The sequence below is a fragment of the Kocuria sp. WRN011 genome (genome assembly GCF_002295155.1).
GTDB lineage: Bacteria > Actinomycetota > Actinomycetes > Actinomycetales > Micrococcaceae > Kocuria > Kocuria carniphila.
In genome coordinates this window covers 113,562-129,801 of sequence record NZ_NSGI01000008.1, presented here as the reverse complement: position 1 = coordinate 129,801, position 16,240 = coordinate 113,562, and the positions used below count along the sequence as shown (strand labels likewise).

General features: G+C 64.3%; 16 protein-coding genes, 1 tRNA gene and 1 other RNA gene. 4 read left to right on the top strand and 14 right to left on the bottom strand.

Annotated features, from left to right (window positions below):
* Positions 1–137: 137 nt before the first annotated feature.
* From CKW39_RS12405 to CKW39_RS12370, 8 genes are all read right to left on the bottom strand, one after another.
* A complete protein-coding gene (locus tag CKW39_RS12405) occupies positions 138–1,406 on the bottom strand; it encodes an APC family permease (protein WP_095798425.1) in 1,269 nt (422 codons plus the stop codon).
* 2 nt (positions 1,407–1,408) lie between these two features.
* Positions 1,409–2,401 (bottom strand): sorbosone dehydrogenase family protein, encoded by a 993-nt coding sequence (locus CKW39_RS12400; protein WP_254049404.1) that lies wholly within the window; start codon positions 2,399–2,401, stop codon positions 1,409–1,411.
* Between the two features lie 137 nt (positions 2,402–2,538).
* Positions 2,539–3,444 (bottom strand): SDR family oxidoreductase, encoded by a 906-nt coding sequence (locus CKW39_RS12395; protein WP_095798423.1) that lies wholly within the window; start codon positions 3,442–3,444, stop codon positions 2,539–2,541.
* A gap of 52 nt (positions 3,445–3,496) precedes the next feature.
* On the bottom strand, positions 3,497–4,135 hold the full coding sequence (locus CKW39_RS12390; protein WP_095798422.1) for a DNA-binding response regulator: 639 nt from the start codon (positions 4,133–4,135) through the stop codon (positions 3,497–3,499).
* A gap of 34 nt (positions 4,136–4,169) precedes the next feature.
* The gene (locus CKW39_RS12385; RefSeq protein WP_095798421.1) at positions 4,170–5,003 is read right to left on the bottom strand and encodes a glycosyltransferase family 2 protein; all 834 of its coding nucleotides are present in this window, start codon (positions 5,001–5,003) and stop codon (positions 4,170–4,172) included.
* Entirely contained in the window at positions 4,988–5,860 is an 873-nt protein-coding gene (locus tag CKW39_RS12380; protein ID WP_254049403.1) for a glycosyltransferase, read from the bottom strand. The genes CKW39_RS12385 and CKW39_RS12380 overlap by 16 nt, the downstream gene beginning before the upstream one ends.
* A gap of 140 nt (positions 5,861–6,000) precedes the next feature.
* Entirely contained in the window at positions 6,001–7,062 is a 1,062-nt protein-coding gene (locus CKW39_RS12375; RefSeq protein WP_095798419.1) for a glycosyltransferase family 4 protein, read from the bottom strand.
* A complete protein-coding gene (locus CKW39_RS12370) occupies positions 7,059–8,120 on the bottom strand; it encodes a glycosyltransferase (RefSeq protein ID WP_095798418.1) in 1,062 nt (353 codons plus the stop codon). The genes CKW39_RS12375 and CKW39_RS12370 overlap by 4 nt, the downstream gene beginning before the upstream one ends.
* Positions 8,121–8,326: 206 nt before the next feature.
* Between CKW39_RS12370 and def the strand changes: the two genes are divergently transcribed.
* Entirely contained in the window at positions 8,327–8,896 is a 570-nt protein-coding gene (gene def / locus CKW39_RS12365) for a peptide deformylase (protein ID WP_095798417.1), read from the top strand.
* Between the two features lie 81 nt (positions 8,897–8,977).
* Here the strand turns inward: def and CKW39_RS12360 are convergent, their stop codons facing one another.
* The 4 genes from CKW39_RS12360 to CKW39_RS12345 form a co-directional block, all read right to left on the bottom strand.
* Positions 8,978–9,760 carry a YaaA family protein gene (locus CKW39_RS12360; protein WP_095798416.1) on the bottom strand — a complete coding sequence of 261 codons (783 nt, stop codon included), beginning with the start codon at positions 9,758–9,760 and terminating at the stop codon, positions 8,978–8,980.
* A 13-nt stretch (positions 9,761–9,773) separates the two neighbouring features.
* Positions 9,774–10,148, bottom strand: an RNA gene (gene rnpB / locus CKW39_RS12355) — RNase P RNA component class A.
* Between the two features lie 59 nt (positions 10,149–10,207).
* A complete protein-coding gene (locus tag CKW39_RS12350; protein WP_095798415.1) occupies positions 10,208–10,936 on the bottom strand; it encodes a zinc ribbon domain-containing protein in 729 nt (242 codons plus the stop codon).
* The gene (locus CKW39_RS12345; RefSeq protein WP_173674325.1) at positions 10,933–11,856 is read right to left on the bottom strand and encodes a Nif3-like dinuclear metal center hexameric protein; all 924 of its coding nucleotides are present in this window, start codon (positions 11,854–11,856) and stop codon (positions 10,933–10,935) included. Before CKW39_RS12345 ends, CKW39_RS12350 begins: the two co-directional genes overlap by 4 nt.
* Before the next feature lie 70 nt (positions 11,857–11,926).
* Here CKW39_RS12345 and msrA point away from each other — a divergent pair, with 70 nt between their 5' ends.
* The 3 genes from msrA (at position 11,927) to epsC (ending at position 14,307) form a co-directional block, all read left to right on the top strand.
* Entirely contained in the window at positions 11,927–12,466 is a 540-nt protein-coding gene (gene msrA, locus CKW39_RS12340) for a peptide-methionine (S)-S-oxide reductase MsrA (RefSeq protein WP_095798414.1), read from the top strand.
* Positions 12,467–12,552: 86 nt separating this feature from the next.
* The gene (gene cysK / locus CKW39_RS12335) at positions 12,553–13,488 is read left to right on the top strand and encodes a cysteine synthase A (RefSeq protein WP_095798413.1); all 936 of its coding nucleotides are present in this window, start codon (positions 12,553–12,555) and stop codon (positions 13,486–13,488) included.
* Positions 13,489–13,722: 234 nt separating this feature from the next.
* Positions 13,723–14,307, top strand: a complete 585-nt coding sequence (epsC, locus tag CKW39_RS12330; protein ID WP_095798412.1) for a serine O-acetyltransferase EpsC — start codon at positions 13,723–13,725, stop codon at positions 14,305–14,307.
* 92 nt (positions 14,308–14,399) lie between these two features.
* Here the strand turns inward: epsC and gndA are convergent, their stop codons facing one another.
* Positions 14,400–15,857 carry an NADP-dependent phosphogluconate dehydrogenase gene (gene gndA / locus CKW39_RS12325; protein WP_095798411.1) on the bottom strand — a complete coding sequence of 486 codons (1,458 nt, stop codon included), beginning with the start codon at positions 15,855–15,857 and terminating at the stop codon, positions 14,400–14,402.
* A gap of 108 nt (positions 15,858–15,965) precedes the next feature.
* Positions 15,966–16,036, bottom strand: a tRNA-OTHER gene (locus CKW39_RS15475).
* Positions 16,037–16,240: the final 204 nt, after the last annotated feature.

Below are 16,240 nucleotides of genomic sequence, written 5' to 3'. Positions count from 1 at the left end.
CTCCTACGGTTTTCTACCCAGATTGGGCATGACGTACCTCTCCGTCGGCCGCCGCAAGAGTACGAGCGGCACAGCAGCTTTCGACGCCGCTCCGGTCACCTTCCGCGAAGCGCGGTGTTCCCTCCTCAAGCGGGTGGTCACGACCCGTTCTGTTCCGATCCACGACGGCGCACCAACACCACCCGGTACAAGATCCCAGCGGCGACCAGAATGACTCCTCCGATGATGGATGCGATCGGCAAGGTCGCCACCAACACCAGACACAACAGCGCGCCGATGATCTGCACGATCGTGGGATACATCCGCGCCACACGACCCTGGGTGTAGGCGGAGACGTTGGCCACGAAGTAATACAGCAACACCCCGAAGGACGAGAAACCAATCGCCCCGCGCAGGTCCATCGTCAGCACCAAAACGATCACCACCGCACCCAGAACCAGTTCCGCACGGTACGGAACGCTATGCACGGGGTGCACCGCGGACAGCCACGCCGGTAGGTCACGGTTGCGGGCCATGGCCAGACTCGTGCGCCCAATTCCGGCGATCAACGCCAGCAACGCCCCCAGGGCCGCGGCCGCCGCACCAATGCGGACGACGACGCTCGTCCACTCCCAGCCGCCGGCCGCGGCGACGTCCGCGAGCGGCGTCGTCGTGGTTGCGAGGTGTGAGGCGCCCAGGGTCGAGAGGGCGACCAACGCGATGACCGCGTAGACCGCGAGCGCGCCGAACAGGGCAACGAGGATCGCACGGGGAATGGTGCGGGACGGGTCGCGGACTTCTTCGCCCATGGTGGCGATGCGCGCGTAACCGGCGAATGCGAAGAACAGCAGCCCCGCGGACTGCAGGATGCCGTAGAACCCGGAGGGGGCGCCGTCGCCGGTCAGTCGGGATGCATCCGCCTCGCCGGAAACCAATCCGGCGACCACCACGAAAGCCAGGACCACGAGCACGATCGAGACGATGATCTTGGTGAGTCCCGCGGTGCGCGTGACCCCGAAGTAGTTGACCGCAACCAATGCGGCCACCGCGAGCGCCGCCACGGGCCGTTCCCACCCTGCCGGCGCCGCGTACGCGGCGAAGGTGAGCGCCATGGCCGCGCAGCTGGCGGTCTTGCCGATCACGAAACACCAACCGGCCATGAAGCCGGCCCACGACCCGAGTTGCTCGCGCCCGTAGACGTAGGTGCCGCCGGACGTTGGATACTGCGCGGCGAGTTGCGCGGAGGAGGTCGCGTTGCAGTAGGCAACTACTGCCGCAAGGGCCAGGCCGATGAGCAGTCCCGAACCGGCCGCCGCGGCAGCCGGCGCAAAGGCGGCGAACACGCCGGCGCCGATCATTGATCCCAGACCGATAGCGACCGCGTCGCCCAGACCGAGTCGTCGTTGCAGGGCGCCGGAGTTGGTCATAGTCAGGGCAGGTCCACTTCTAGGAGTCGGTCATCACCGTCCTGCGGTTGACCGCGCCCATCCGTGTTGTTGGTCAGCAGCCACAAGGCGCCGTTCGGTCCGGGCACGGCATCGCGCAGGCGGCCGTACGCGTCCTGAAAGTAGTCGGTCGAGGTGTCCGGGGAGTTAACGGGCACGGCGCGCAGCACCCGTCCGCGCAGGTTGGCGATGTACAGCGTGTCCCCCACCCGTGACATACCGCTCGGGCTCGCCTCGCTGGTCTCCCATTGCTGCACGGGGTCCACGAACTCGTCCCGCTCCGCGATGCCTTCTACCTCTGGCCACCCATAGTTGGCGCCGGGCTCGATCACATTCAGTTCGTCCCACGTGTTCGCTCCGAACTCGCTGGCGAACATGGTGCCGTCCTCTGCCCAGTCGATGCCCTGCACGTTGCGGTGACCCAGGCTGTACACGGGCGAACTTTCGTGGGGGTTGTCGTCGGGAACGGTACCGTCCGGCATCAGGCGCAGGATCTTGCCGGCCATCGAGTTCGGGTCCTGGGCTTCGCCACGCTCCCCTGCGTCCCCGACCGCGACGTAGAGCATGTCGTCCGGTCCGAACTTGATGCGCCCGCCGTTGCGGACGCCCGCCGACGGGAGTTCGTCCAGGATGACCTCACTCTCGCCGAGAATCAGCGACCCTCGCTCGCCCGTGACCGTCCACCGAGTCACTCTGTTGCCGTTGCCCGTGGTGGCGTAGGAATACAGGTCACCGTTGGGGCCGGCCGTCAGCCCCAAGAGTCCGCATTCTCCCCCGGCCATTACTTCAGGCTGTTCCCCCACGGTCCGGCTTCCGCCGTCCGGCAAGATTTCCAGAATGCGGCCGCTGTCCCGTTCGCTGATCAGCGGGGCGTCCTCGAGGAACGTCACGGACCACGGCGCTTCCAGGTCGTTGACGACGGTGTTCGCGTCGCCGAGCGGGCGGTACCCCGTGTCATCCGTTCCATCATGGGGCATGGGAGAAGCCGGTGGCTCCCCTCCCGTGAGTGGGCCGCAGCCGCTCAGAACGAGCGCAGCCACGAGAAGGGATACCACCGGCTTCTTGATCATCAGTTCAGTCCTTGGTCAGGGAGCTGAGAACGTGTCCGGTCAGTTTAGAAGACCGGCTTGCCTCCGGTGACACCGATCACGGTGCCGGACACGTAGGAGGCCTCAGCCGGGCTGGCCAGGAACACGAACGCGCCGGCCAGTTCGGACGGCTGACCCGCACGCCCCAGAGCGGTGTCTCCGCCGAAAGCGGGCATCGACTCGCCGGCCTTGGTCGCGGGCTGGAGCGGAGTCCAAATGGGGCCCGGTGCCACGGCGTTGACGCGGATACCCTTTTCACCGATCTCGTTGGCCAGGTTGACAGTGAAGTTGTTGATCGCGGCCTTGGTCGAGGCGTAGTCGATCAGGTTCTCCGAGGGATCGTAGGCCTGGATGGAGCTCACGTTGATGATGCTCGAGCCGTCCTTCAGGTACTTCAACGCCTGCTGAGACACCCAGAACAGGGCGTACAGGTTGGTCTTGAACACACGGTCCATTTCTTCGGTCTTCAGACCCTGCAGACCACCGTCGCGGCGAGCCCACTGGAAACCGGCGTTGTTGACTACGATGTCCAGGCCACCCAGCTGGGATGCTGCATCGTCAACGACACCGCGCGCTGCCTGCTCATCACGCAGATCTGCGGGCAACAACACGGCCTTGCGGCCAGCCTTCTCGATCCACTGCTTGGTGTCCTCGGCGTCGGACTGTTCCTCGGCGAGGTAGTTGATGGCAACATCCGCGCCCTCTCGCGCGTAGGCAATGGCGACGGCGCGACCGATACCGGAATCGCCTCCGGTGATCAGCGCCTTCATACCTTCGAGCCGACCGCGGCCGGCCCAGCTTTCTTCACCGTGGTCGGGCAGCGGGGTCATATCGGTGGTCAGACCGGGAGGGGCTTGTTCCTGCGTTGGGAATCCGCCTTCTTCTCCGGCGAGTTCACGGGCGGCTTTGTCTGCAGCAAATTGATCAGTCATATGACTATTCTGCCCGGTCAATCTGAGTGCTTCCACCACCTCAAGGGTGAAATCAGGAACGCGCGACCTTGGGCTGCATGCCGTTCTGCACGCCCCAGAGCACCGCTTGGCTGCGCCGCTCGACGCCCATCTTGCGATACGCGGACCGGATGTAGGACTTGACGGAGTTGATGCTCAAATAACACGTGCGGGCGATTTCATCGTTGGTGGCACCCTGTGTGATCAGAGCTACGACCTCTGCTTCGCGGGGTGACAGTCCGGCGTGTCGTCCCGGCCAGTCGGCGATCTCGATGTCTTCGTTCGTCGGTTCCGGCATGACCACGCGTTCGCCTTCGTGGATTCTGACCAGCGCTTCTGCCAACTGATCGGCCGTAAGTTCTTTCGACAAATACCCGTGGACCCCCAGGGCCAGAGCTTTGTGCACCTGATCCTCGGCTACGTTCCAGGTGTAGATGACCAATTTCCGGTTCTGCACGTCCTCAAGCAACCGTGACACGTCGTACTCGCCGCGGTCACGAGCGGCGAACGCATCGAACAGCACGAGGTCCACAGCGTGACCTGGGATTTCGCCGGAGTCCAACTCGTTCACCACGAGTCGGTCATGGTTTTGGAGCATTCGCGCCACACCCTGAATGACCACCGGGTAGTCGTTCACGAGCGCGAGGGTAATTGCAGCAGACTGATCTTCCACGTGAACGACCTTAGTGGCAAGTGCTCCTTAAGTGCTATCGCGGTTGATCCGCAGCCCGCCAATGACCGGCTTCATGCGTTAGGTGCCCCGTGTCGAGCATGTCATTCAGCCAGCCCTCCATAGGGTCGAATCCCCACTTCTCGCGGAAGATGTTGGCGTTGCGGGCAATGGACGCCGCGTGCTGGACCGGCGGAGTCACCGTGGGGTGGTACTGGTGGTAGGCGCAGGCCCGGCCACTCCACCACATGGTCCCTCCGGCCGCGGCCAAGCGCTGGCCGAAGTCCGTGTCCTCTCCCCCGTACCCCACATAGGCCTCATCGAACCCGCCGATCCGGTTCCAGCTCTCGACCGTGGAGGCGATATTGAGCGACCACAGCATTCGGGGATCGGCAGGTTCCAAGGAGTCGCCTGGTGGGATCCGCCGCGCCGGGTGGTCCCGGCCCAATTCCGCTACGCCGCTGGCGGTGTAGTCGGCCTCGGTCATGCCTTCAGGTAGGTACTTGACCCGGCCGCTGATCACGGCGGTGCGTGTCCCGGTCTCTGCCAACGCGCCCGCGTAGTCGCCGATCAGGTCGCGATCCGGTAAACAATCCACGTCCAGCAGCACTACGGCGTCCGCACCGAGTTCCGCTGCCTTGGCCACGCCCGCGTTCCGCGCCACCGCGAGGTGAAGTTCTTCGGTGGGCTCCATCGCGACGACGACGCCGCGGCCGTTCTTGTTCTCGGCCACCAGGCCAGAGATCTTGGGATCGCCCATGCTCACCACCACGTGGAACTCCGGCTGGGGCGCCAACCGTGACACCCATCTCAACTGTCGTCGGAGGTGCTCGTGGCGACCGCGGACGATCGTGATCAGCGCGGTTCGCACGTCAACGCCACATCGTCGAGTCGTTCAATAGCCTGGGCCGCGCGGCGCGCTCCGCAGTCATAGCGCCAGCGTGCCCAGCCGGAACCTCCGCGTTCCCGCGCGTTCTCCAGGAGGCTGTGCCACTCATCCGGCTCCGGCCAGTGATCCAGCGCGGTGCACACCCCGGCCTTCTCGAGCGCGCGAGCGGTTGCGTGCTGTTCGTCGAAGGGCCGCGGCTGTGCGATGACCACTGCGGGCCGGGCCGCCGCGGAGAGCTCTGCCACGGCGTTGTTCCCGGCGTGGCTGACCACCACATCTGCCGCTTGCAGGTCGGCCCACAGGTCCGGTGACGGGTTGGCAGGGCTGCGCACGGTCCAGTCCCAGTCCGGCGTGGCCAGCCGCGCCCGGTCGATGTCGTTATCGGTGACGTCGGTGCCGCCGCCGCCCCAGACCACCAGGACCTTGCGCCGGGAATCGGACCGGGCGACGTCGTCAGTGGTTGCTACCGGCGTGACCGCGAGGTGATCGAACCGCGAGATAGCGCCCGCGAACACGGTTTTCTCGGTCCACTCGCGCGGCCAATAGTCCTCGGCCGACTCCGCCGTCCACGGGGCCACGATCATGGACGCGGCGTCGTAGGCGTCACGGTGCGTACGGTCCGTACGATTGCCGCGCATGGCCATGACCACCGTGCGAACGCCGAAAAGCCGGGCGAGGAGTGTCACCTCGGCGGAGGTGTCCGTGACCATGACCGAGAGCTCGGACCCGAGGTACTCGGCCATCAATCGCATACGTTCGCGGTAACCGGCGTGGTCCAACGGCGCCCAGTGCAAGACGCCGTTCGCCGTGGGATCCACCGGCCTACGGGGAACGTCCATGGGCAGGGTGCACCATTGACCGGGCCAATTCTCCGGGGCCGTCAAGGAACTGAATCCGATTACGGGGACCTCAAGTTGACGAGCGATTCCCGTCGCGCGAGTCCGGTGGCCCAGTCCCTGATGGTGAATGTAGTACCCGATCATCGGGCAACCAGCTCCCGGTACAGGTCCACGTACTGATCCACGGTGGCGTCCAAGGAACACCGAGCGCGAGCGTGCTCGCGTACCGTGGCGCGATCCATGGCCACCACGCCGTCGAGGGCGCGGGCGGCCGCGGTGACGGTCTGCTCCTCGGTGGCCTCGGGGAGCACGGACCGACCACCCGGTGCCTGCACCACTTCAGCGAGGCCACCGCGAGCAATCGCCAGCACCGGAGTACCGCATGCCATGCTTTCCGCGGCGACCAGCCCGTAGGGTTCTTCCCACTGCGGAGTCACCAAGCACGCCGCACTGTGGGAGACCAGGTGATGTAGTTCATCCGGTTCCAGGTGCCCCGCGTAGGTGATGTCCTCCGACAGCAGCGGCTTCAACTGTGATTCGTAGTACTCCTGGTTGGAGAGTGGTCCCGCGATGCGCAGTTTCCATCCGGCTTCCCGGGCGATCATCGCGGCAAGGTGGGGGGCCTTCTCCGGAACGATACGCCCGGACCAGACCAGCGAATCCCCGCCCGGTCCCAGGGACCAATGATCCAGGTCCACACCGTTGGGAATCACGCGCGCGGCGGTGACATCGCGCCACATGTGGGCGATCGATGAACTCACGGCGGCAGTCGTGACACCCGGGCTCAACCGCAGGGCCGGTTCCATCCACGGGGTGTTGGGCGTGTGGAGTGTCGTGAGGAAGGGCTGCCTGAGTGATTGGGCCATGGCGATGGGCAGGTAGTGGAGCGAGTTGTTGTGGACCACGTCAATGTCATCGCGCTGTGCCAGTGCGGTCATCACCTGCAGGTAGGAAATGGTCTCCCGCACTTGCCCCTCGGGTGGCATCGACACGTCGTTGCGAGCCTGTTCACTGAGCGAGACCGGTTCCACGGCCAATTCTTCGGCTTCCAGGGCCGGATCGCTGCCGGGCGCGGCAAAGACCACCACGTCGATCCCTCGTTCGCGCAGTCCCTTGGCCAGGTACCACGTGAAAGATTCCAGCCCACCGGCAAAGGGGGCTGCGATCGGGAATCGGTCGTGTGCGAGCAAAGCAATTTTCATGAAGGTCTCCCCGCCACTGCTGTTCGATAAATCTCGTCGTGTGCGCGAGCGATCTCTCGTCGCTGCGCCATGCGTTCCTCGCGGGTTGCCCGCCACGGCCCCAGTTTCTCGACCTCGTCCAATGCCGCGGCTATCTGACCCGCCTCCGGCTGACCTTCGTCAGTCCAGTCGAAGCTCAAGACACCCGGATGCTGCTGGTGGTAGAACCCCACCGACGGTGCCAGCACGCGGGTACCCAGGTCGTAGCAAGCTTCGAGCCAGCCCGAATGAGTCCCGAACCGATACGCCAATACGGATAGATCCAGTCCGGCAATGTAGTCCCACAGATCGTCATCGGTGTAGAAGTCGTGAACGTGTACTCGGACATCTTCACGTTCCTGCACGGTCCGTAAGAGCTGCGCGACCTCGGCGTTGTAGTGGGTCCCCTCGGAGCGCACCACATCCGTGTGAACGTCAATGAGCAGGTTCATGTCCCGGTCGCGAATCTCGTCCAACAGGGTTCGAAGCACCGGCATCGGATTCATGTTGGTGCGCATGCTTTTGAGGTGCAAACCCACGGTCACGCAGCGGTGTTCGGGCCGCGGTCGATCCAGCAGGTCGAGGGGCACGATGTGCGGATGCGGGATCACCGTGGCCGTTCGACCCCAGCGCCGCTCGATCTCGTCCGCCGCACCCCGGGTGAGGGTGATGAGCTGGTCCGCTTGGGGAATCAGGACGTCGAGGGCCGCATCCTGAATTGCGGGATCCACCTGGTGAGGATTGCGCAGATCATGGACCGTGTAGACGAACGGCTTGGCGTGGGCGTGCAACGCGGACACAATGCGTTCGAGCTCCGCTGGGGCCACGGCATCAAAGCCGAAATGCAAATGAAAGACATCAAACTGGTGGGCGTGTTCGTTGATCCATTCCACGTCCAACATGACCAGGGGCCACCAGGGCGCACCGGGAACGGAGCGCTCCGGTGTGGGGTCGGGAAGTCGATAGACGCCGTCCGAGGTGTCGGGGTCGGCCAGGTGTTGGATGTACACGTGTCCGTGCGGTGCTGACGCAACCCTCACTCGGACGTTCCTCCTTAGGTTCAGACAATTTGGCCCACCGGCCAGTTCAGCCCGTAGAGCGCGCACGACACCACACCCCTGTGGGGGAGATATTCAGCGGGCTTAATGTTAGCCGGACGAAGGAGCATCCCGTGACATGCCCGGTCTCGCGATATATTGACGTGCGGATCACCCGCCCCCGATTGCACCGCGTGAGGAACATCAGTATGGCCATTCGCCCCATCGTCATGACCGGGAATCCGGTGCTTCACCGCCCAGCGGCGAAGGTCACCGAGTTCAATGACGAACTGCGCGAGCTGATAGCGGACATGTACGAGACCATGGACGCGGCTCACGGAGTAGGCCTTGCTGCTCCCCAGATCGGCGTGGGGCTACGCATCTTCACCTACGTCTTCGACAACGAGGACGGCGTGGCACCTCGCGGCGTGCTCGTGAACCCGGTGCTCACCACGGGAAAGATCTCCGAGCTCGCCCCGGACCCGGATGAAGAAGCCGAGGGTTGTCTGTCCGTGCCCGGTTATTCATGGCCCTTGAAGCGCGCGGACTGGGTTCGCATTGCGGGCCAGGACGAGAACGGCGACCCCGTCGGATTCGAGGCCAACGGCTGGTTCGCTCGCGTGATGCAACACGAGTACGACCACCTGGACGGCAAGCTCTACGTGGACCGTCTCAACACCAGATGGGGCAAAAAAGCCAAGAAGGCCATCAAGAACGAAGCTTGGTCCACCGATTCCACCTGGCTACCCGGTGAGGACGAGGACCCGTTCGGTCACTGATCACACGGAATTGACTCGAAGCGGGCACCCGTTCATCGGGTCCCGGGTCAACGCAGTCCTGGATTGCGCGGCCCATGGCCGTTACACGGTCGGGGGATCCAGTACCACGGTGAGCGTTCCGGCCTTGCGCGCGGTGGGCTCGGTCAGTTCGACCCTCCAGCGCTTACTCAGGGCATCCCGAACGGCATGCACGGTTTCGAACGCGCCGTGCTCGGCCTCGTACTCACACAGGAACCGGGCCACCAGACCCCGTGTGTACTTCGCGTTGTGGGAGACCACGGAGCGTTTGCCCGCCTCGTTGAGCTGTTCGACGCGCACCGCAATGGTCTCCGCCGCGGGCGCCTTCCACGCCGCGGCGTAGGCGGCAGACCGGCAATCCACAATGACCTGATCGGTTGCCACTCGATCCAACACCGGGGACAGCCGCGGTTTCCACCACGTATTGAGTTTCCCGTGCCGGGGCAGATCCGTGCCCATCGACAGGCGGTACGCGGGAATGTGATCGCTCGGCCGTACCGCACCCCACAAGGCGGAAATCACCATCAGCGACCGGTCCGCAACCTCGTGTGCGGCCGCGGAGAGAGAATCAGCGTCGAGGGCGTCATAAAGCACCCCGGTGTACACGGACAGTGCCGGCGCGGTTGGTGCGGTGGGAAGATCACGGTTGCGAGCGACGTCGGTAGCCAGGGACTCCCCCACGCCCAGGACGGACAGCGCGTTCTTCTGCCCGCTGACGCGCGCCAGCGTGGTTGCCAAGTGGTCGCGGTCTTTTGTCAGTTCGGGAAAGCTCAGTGTGTCCAATGACACGGGATCGCCGCTGACGGGAGCGGTCTTGGACTCGGATGGGGGTAGCAGAATCAGCACCCCAGAAGTCTAGGGGACAGGCGGGCCTATGAGCCGGGTTCTGTGCCGCGGCCGGTTACCCGAGCCGCGGTGGTGACCATCCATCTAGGCCGTGCGTTGCCGCACGGCTCAAGCAGCCTACCCGGGCGCTCGGGCGAGCAGCCCTCGAACGCACCCTGCATGGCCTTGCTCCGGATGGGGTTTACCAAGCCGCACCGGTCACCCGGCACGCTGGTGGTCTCTTACACCACCTTTTCACCCTGACCCGCTCGAGGCGGGCGGTCTATTTTCTGTGGCACTGTCCTGCGGGTTTCCCCGAGTGGGCGTTACCCACCATCCAGCTCTGCGGAGCCCGGACTTTCCTCGAGACGCGCCTTTCGATGCGCCGCGCGGTCACCCGGCCCGCCTGTCCAGCGTCGATCCTACCGCGCCGTGCGCGTCCCCCGATTCACGCCGGATCGAACGGCCTCACCGGACCAACAGCGCGGAACACTCAATACAGGTGGGAATGCTGCCCGCCGGAGTATGGGCGATGGTTTCTGCATCCCCCGGGCTCATGTGCGTACCACACGCTCCGCAGGTGTCACGTTCGAAGCGCGCGACGGCGATTCGACCACCGCCCCGCGCGTTGCGCAGCGAGTCATATCGCTTGACCAGGGCGTCATCGCCCACCGCGCTCACCCGTCCGGGTCGTTGCGCGGTGAGCTCCTGGTGGCGTTCCTTCAACGCGGCGAGGTCTTGGTCCCGCTGCGCGACGGCCTCCTTGGCCTGCGCATCCGCGGCCCGTAGCAGGGGCAGTTTCTGTTCCCGGTCCGCAGCGACGGCCTCTGCGTGCTCCATTGCTTGGTACTGGGCGTTCTCGGCCTCGCCGCGCTGCTTGGTGAGCGTGTCGATCTCGTGCTGAATCCCCATCAGGTCCTTGGCGGTGCCACCGTGATTCAGTCGCTCGGTGTCCCGGTCGATCTTGACCTGGATCTCCCGCACCTTGGCCTCCGCGGTGTCGACGCCGCTCGCAGCCTCCTTGCCTCGGGCGTCCAATTGCTTGGCCGCCTCAATAGCCTGGGTGCGGCGTGCCAATAGCGCTTTCACATGCTCGGATTCTTGCAGGGACTTTGCTTTGACCATGATTCCGTGCAGTTCGGAGTCCACCGTTTGCAGGCCCAAGAGCGCGGTCAAGGCAGGCTGTTGCTCGGTCATGAGGTCTCTCCTGAAGTGAGATTCGGCGTTGAATCGGAGTCGGGTGAGGCTACGCGGAAATCCCACGGGTCGGTGCGCAGGTCGCTGACGTACACCTCTACGTCAAGCCCCTGGGCGGCGAGCGCTCGCTGCAGGTCCTCGGCTCCCCACGGAAGCCACAGAGCCTCGCTCGCGGAGTGGGCGGCGTCGATCAGTGCCGGTGTGCCCTTCTCCCCCGGTCCCAGGGCCTGTTCGCGAGCCTCGGATGCGGGGTGATGACGCAGGTCGGCGGTGACGTACACGTCCGCACCGGAGGATCGCACCGTGTGGAAGAGCGAGTCGCCGGAGCCACCACACACTGCGATGGTGGTGACCATTCGGTCCGGATCACCGGCGATGCGCAGCCCCTGGGCAGTACCGGGGATGTTCGTCGCCAGGCGTTGGGCCAATTCTCGTAGCGTGACGCTACGAGTCAGGGTGCCCACTCGACCCAGCCCCGCGTTCGGGTCCGTGGCGTCCGGGACGAGCGGTGCGGCGTCGTCGGGATTGACCCCCGCCGCAGCGATCAAGGCGTCTGATACGCCTCGACGGGCGGAATCCGCGTTGGTGTGGCAGGCCAGGAGTGCACAGCGGTTCTCGATCAGGTCGTGGATGACCTTGCCCTTGAAACCCTCGGCCGCAACGGAGGTGACCCCGCGGATGAGCAGGGGGTGATGGGTGATCAGCAGATCGGCGTCGAGGGCGATGGCCTCTTCGGCCACCGCGGCGACCGGATCCACCGCAAAGTGGATGCGTCGCACGGGCTGATCAGGACGGCCCGTGACCAAGCCGGACGCGTCCCAGTCCTCCTGGAGCCGGAACGGCCACAGTGAATCCGCAGCGGCCACCACCTGGGCAAGCGTGGGAATCGTACGGTCCTGCGATTGAGCCTCAGACGTCATGGAACCATCCTAGGAGCGACGGCAACTTCCGGCGCGGGAATTGTGCGGCGGTTTGCGCGTTATATGGACTATGAGTTCTTCCTCAACCGAAACCTTTGTGCTCGCCGGCGGTTGCTTCTGGTGCCTGGATGCCGTCTACCGCCGTGTTCGCGGTGTGCTGGATGTCCGCAGTGTGTACACCGGAGGCCAGACCGAACACCCCGATTACGAATCCGTGTGCTCCGGCACCACAGGTCATGCTGAAGCCGTGGTGGTCACCTTCGACCCCATGATCGTTCCGGCTGACGTGATCCTGGACCTGTTCTTCACCGGTCACGATCCGACCACGTTGAATCGGCAAGGTTACGACGTGGGCACGCAGTACCGCTCAGCGATGTTCCCCGCCAACGAGCAGCAGCGCTCACTGTTCGAACAGGCCATCAACAAGGCACAGCCGCTGTTCCAGGACCCGATCGTCACGACCATCGAGGAACCGCAGAAGCTGTGGGAGGCCGAGGATTTCCACCAGGACTTCTACGGCAACCAGCCGTTCAACGGCTACTGCCAGGTGATCATCAACCCCAAGCTGGCCAAGGTCCGCAAAGATTACGCTGTATGGCTAACTCACTGAGATCCACCCAACACCGGCGCTAGGCTGAAAATCAGTTCTGTGCTGACACACCTCCGAGCACGAATCCACGACAGGAGAGAACATCCATGGGCAAGATTTATGACAACGTCACCGAGATCGTCGGCGGCACTCCCCTGGTCCGCTTGAACCAGCTGGACAAGGACCTTCCCGGCAACGTTGCCGTCAAGCTCGAGTTCTACAACCCCGCCAACTCGGTCAAGGACCGGATCGGTAAGGCCATCATCGACGCCGCCGAGGCCTCCGGTGAACTCAAGCCCGGCGGCACCGTGGTGGAAGGCACTTCCGGTAACACCGGTATCGCCCTGGCCATGGTGGGCGCGGCCCGCGGTTACAAGGTCATCCTGACCATGCCCGAGACCATGTCCACCGAGCGTCGCGTCATGCTGCGCGCTTACGGCGCGGAGATCGTGCTGACCCCGGGTGCCGAAGGTATGCGCGGTGCTGTGGACAAGGCCCAGGAGATTGTCGATGCCTCGGACAACGCTGTGCTGGCCCGTCAGTTCGCCAATCCCGCGAACGTGGATGTCCACTACGGCACCACCGGCCCGGAAATCTGGGAAGATACCTCAGGCCAGGTGGACGTGTTCGTGGCTGGCATCGGAACCGGCGGGACCATTTCCGGAGCAGGTAAATACTTGCGCGAGCAGAAGCCTGACATCCGTCTGGTAGCGGTTGAGCCCGCCGATTCCCCGCTACTGACCGAGGGCAAGGCCGGTCCCCACAAGATCCAGGGTCTCGGCGCAAACTTCATTCCCGACATCCTCGACCGCGACATCTACGACGACGTCTACGACGTCACCGTGGAAGACTCCGTGTCCACCGCTCGTGATCTGGGTTCCCGAGAAGGCATCCTGGGCGGCATCTCGTCCGGAGCCATCGTGTGGGCCGCCCTTGAGGAAGCCGCAAAGGAAGAGAACCGCGACAAGTTGATCGTGGCGGTCGTGTGCGACTTCGGTGAGCGCTACATCTCCACCATCCTCTACGAAGACATCCGCGGCTGATTCGACCCCACTTCGCATGATTTGAAAACACACGCGCGGCGGGCGGCCCACAAGGTCGCTGCCGCGCGTGTGTTTTCGCATCCTCCCCGTCATGACCTGTGCAAACTCGTGCCCAGGGTCGGGCGGGAATAGCAAGAAGGTTCTGTAGCGTTGGCACGAAGGACGCCCCGGCGTCAGCTACATCACGAGATCATTGGGCCCTGACACGGGGCGGAGCAGAAGAGGTACGGACACGTGAGCTTTTGGCGCAGACTCAAGGAAGATCTCGAAACTGCCCGCAGCCACGATCCCGCGGCGCGTTCCAATGTGGAGGTCGCGCTGAACTATTCGGGGCTGCACGCCATCTGGGCGCACCGGCTCTCACACATGCTGTGGCAGGACCCCAATAAGCGTCTGCTGGCTCGCACGGTGTCCCAGGCAGCCCGGTGGGCTACGGGTGTGGAGATCCACCCGGGTGCCACGATCGGACGGCGCTTCTTCATCGACCACGGCATGGGTGTGGTGATCGGTGAGACCGCCGAGATCGGTGAAGACGTCATGATTTACCACGGTGTCACCCTGGGTGGCCGCTCCCTGGAACCGGTCAAGCGCCACCCCACCATTGGCGACCGCGTGACCATCGGCGCGGGTGCCAAGATTCTCGGCCCCCTGGTCGTGGGCGCGGATTCGGCCGTGGGAGCGAACGCCGTGGTCGTCAAGGACGTTCCCGAGGATTCGATCGTCACGGGCATCCCGGGCAAGATTCGCCAGCGGACTCCCGAGAAGCAGGAGCCCCTGGTGGACCCTTCCAGCTACATCGATCCCGCAATGTGGATCTGATGCACTAGTTTTTCCCGGTATTCCGACGCCGCGGGCCACCTTTCGTACGAAAGGTGGCCCGCGGCGTCGTCGTTGGTTCTACTGCGTACGAATCAGGAGACGACCTCTGAACGATCGCCGCTCCACAGGACGTGGAACGAGCTCTCGGGATCGTCCACGCGCTTGTAGGTGTGCGCGCCGAAGTAATCGCGCAGGCCCTGGGTGAGGGCGGCGTTGAGGCGCGGGCGGCGCAGCGCGTCGTAATAGGCCAGCGCCGAGGAGAAGACCGGGGCCGGGATGCCGCGCTCGACCGCGCGAGCGACCACGCGGCGCCATGCGGGCAGGCAGTCTTCCATGGCTGCGACGAACTCGGGAGCGAACAGCAGGTTCAGCGGATCCTTGTCCCCCGCGTAGGCCTCCATGATCACGTTGAGCAACTCGGCGCGAATGATGCAGCCTTCGCGCCACAGACTCGCGATGGTCGCGAGGTTCAGGTCCCAGCCGTACTCGCGGCCGGCCATGGTCAGCATGTCCAGGCCCTGGGCGTAGGAGACCAGCTTGGATGCGTAGAGCGCCTTGCGGACGTCTTCCACGAACTCGGGATCCTTGACCACGTCCTCGGTGGTGTCACCGATTCCGGCGGGCAGGGTTTCCTGAGCTTCGCGGCGCATCTCCGGCTCGGAGGATGAGAGCGCGCGGGCGAACACTGACTCGGCAATGGCCGTGACCGGGGAGCCCAACTCGAGAGCCTCTTGCACGGTCCAGCGACCGGTGCCTTTCTGGCCGGCGGCGTCCGCAATGATGTCGATGAACGGTTTGCCCGTCTTGGAATCCACCTGGCGCAGCACGTGAGCGGTGATCTCGATGAGGTAGGAGGAAAGCTCGGTCTTGTTCCATTCATCGAACACGACCGCCTGCTCAGCGGGTTCTAGGCCGGCCACCGAACGCAACAACTCGTGGGCCTCGCCGATGACCTGCATATCCGCGTACTCGATGCCGTTGTGGACCATCTTGACGAAGTGTCCGGCACCGTCCGTGTCGATCCACGCGCAGCACGGCTTGCCATCGTTGGCCTTGGCGGAAATGTCCTCGAGCATGGGGCCCAGGGTCTTGTAGGACTCCTCGGAACCACCGGGCATGATGGACGGGCCGTTCAGGGCACCCTCTTCACCGCCGGAGACGCCAATCCCCACGAAGTGCAGGCCGTTCTCCGCGCATTCACGCTCACGACGGCGCGTGTCCTGGAAGTAGGAGTTGCCGCCATCAATGATGATGTCGCCTTCGTCGAGCAGCGGGGTGAGCTGTTCGATCACGGAATCCACGGGCTCGCCGGCCTTGACCATCACCAGGATGCGACGGGGTCGCTCCAGGGAATCCACGAGTTCCTGCATGGTTTCCGTACGGATGAAATCGCCCTCGGAACCATGTTCCTTGATGAGAGCGTCCGTCTTACCCACGGAACGGTTGTGGAGGGCCACGGTGTAGCCGTGGCGAGCAAAATTGCGGGCAAGGTTCGCGCCCATCACCGCGAGGCCGGTGACACCAATCTGAGCTTTCTTATCTTCAGCCATGGCACAAGCCTACGCACCGTGCGGGGGTCTGAGCAGGGATTGCCCCTTGTTCCCACGCTCACAATTGGGCATGAGAAAACCCCGGAACGTTTGGGTCCGGGGTTTCAGTGGTGGAGACCGACGGAATCGAACCGCCGTATCTGTCACGCCCGAAGGCGATCTAGCGCACCAGCGTCCCCTGGTTCGAAAGCACCTCTCGGCGCGTTCGTGACTACAACGTTAACGCATGGTTGCCCTTTTGTGCCACTCCAAGGGGTGTTAACCGACTCACATAGTGCACGTGGATAAGCTGCCGCCCGTGAGAATTCCAGCGAAAGCCGAAGCTATTGCCCGCGCAACGTCACTCGAATGGGCGGACTGGGCCTCATTGTTGACCGGCGCCG

Bases quoted from the DNA above. Each gene is read 5' to 3' on its own strand.
- CKW39_RS12405 (WP_095798425.1), bottom strand. From the start codon at position 1,406: ATGACCAACTCCGGCGCCCTGCAACGACGACTCGGTCTGGGCGACGCG.
- CKW39_RS12400 (WP_254049404.1), bottom strand. From the start codon at position 2,401: ATGCCCCATGATGGAACGGATGACACGGGGTACCGCCCGCTCGGCGAC.
- CKW39_RS12395 (WP_095798423.1), bottom strand. From the start codon at position 3,444: ATGACTGATCAATTTGCTGCAGACAAAGCCGCCCGTGAACTCGCCGGA.
- CKW39_RS12380 (WP_254049403.1), bottom strand. From the start codon at position 5,860: ATGGACGTTCCCCGTAGGCCGGTGGATCCCACGGCGAACGGCGTCTTG.
- CKW39_RS12375 (WP_095798419.1), bottom strand. From the start codon at position 7,062: ATGAAAATTGCTTTGCTCGCACACGACCGATTCCCGATCGCAGCCCCC.
- def (WP_095798417.1), top strand. From the start codon at position 8,327: ATGGCCATTCGCCCCATCGTCATGACCGGGAATCCGGTGCTTCACCGC.
- CKW39_RS12350 (WP_095798415.1), bottom strand. From the start codon at position 10,936: ATGACCGAGCAACAGCCTGCCTTGACCGCGCTCTTGGGCCTGCAAACG.
- CKW39_RS12345 (WP_173674325.1), bottom strand. From the start codon at position 11,856: ATGACGTCTGAGGCTCAATCGCAGGACCGTACGATTCCCACGCTTGCC.
- msrA (WP_095798414.1), top strand. From the start codon at position 11,927: ATGAGTTCTTCCTCAACCGAAACCTTTGTGCTCGCCGGCGGTTGCTTC.
- cysK (WP_095798413.1), top strand. From the start codon at position 12,553: ATGGGCAAGATTTATGACAACGTCACCGAGATCGTCGGCGGCACTCCC.
- gndA (WP_095798411.1), bottom strand. From the start codon at position 15,857: ATGGCTGAAGATAAGAAAGCTCAGATTGGTGTCACCGGCCTCGCGGTG.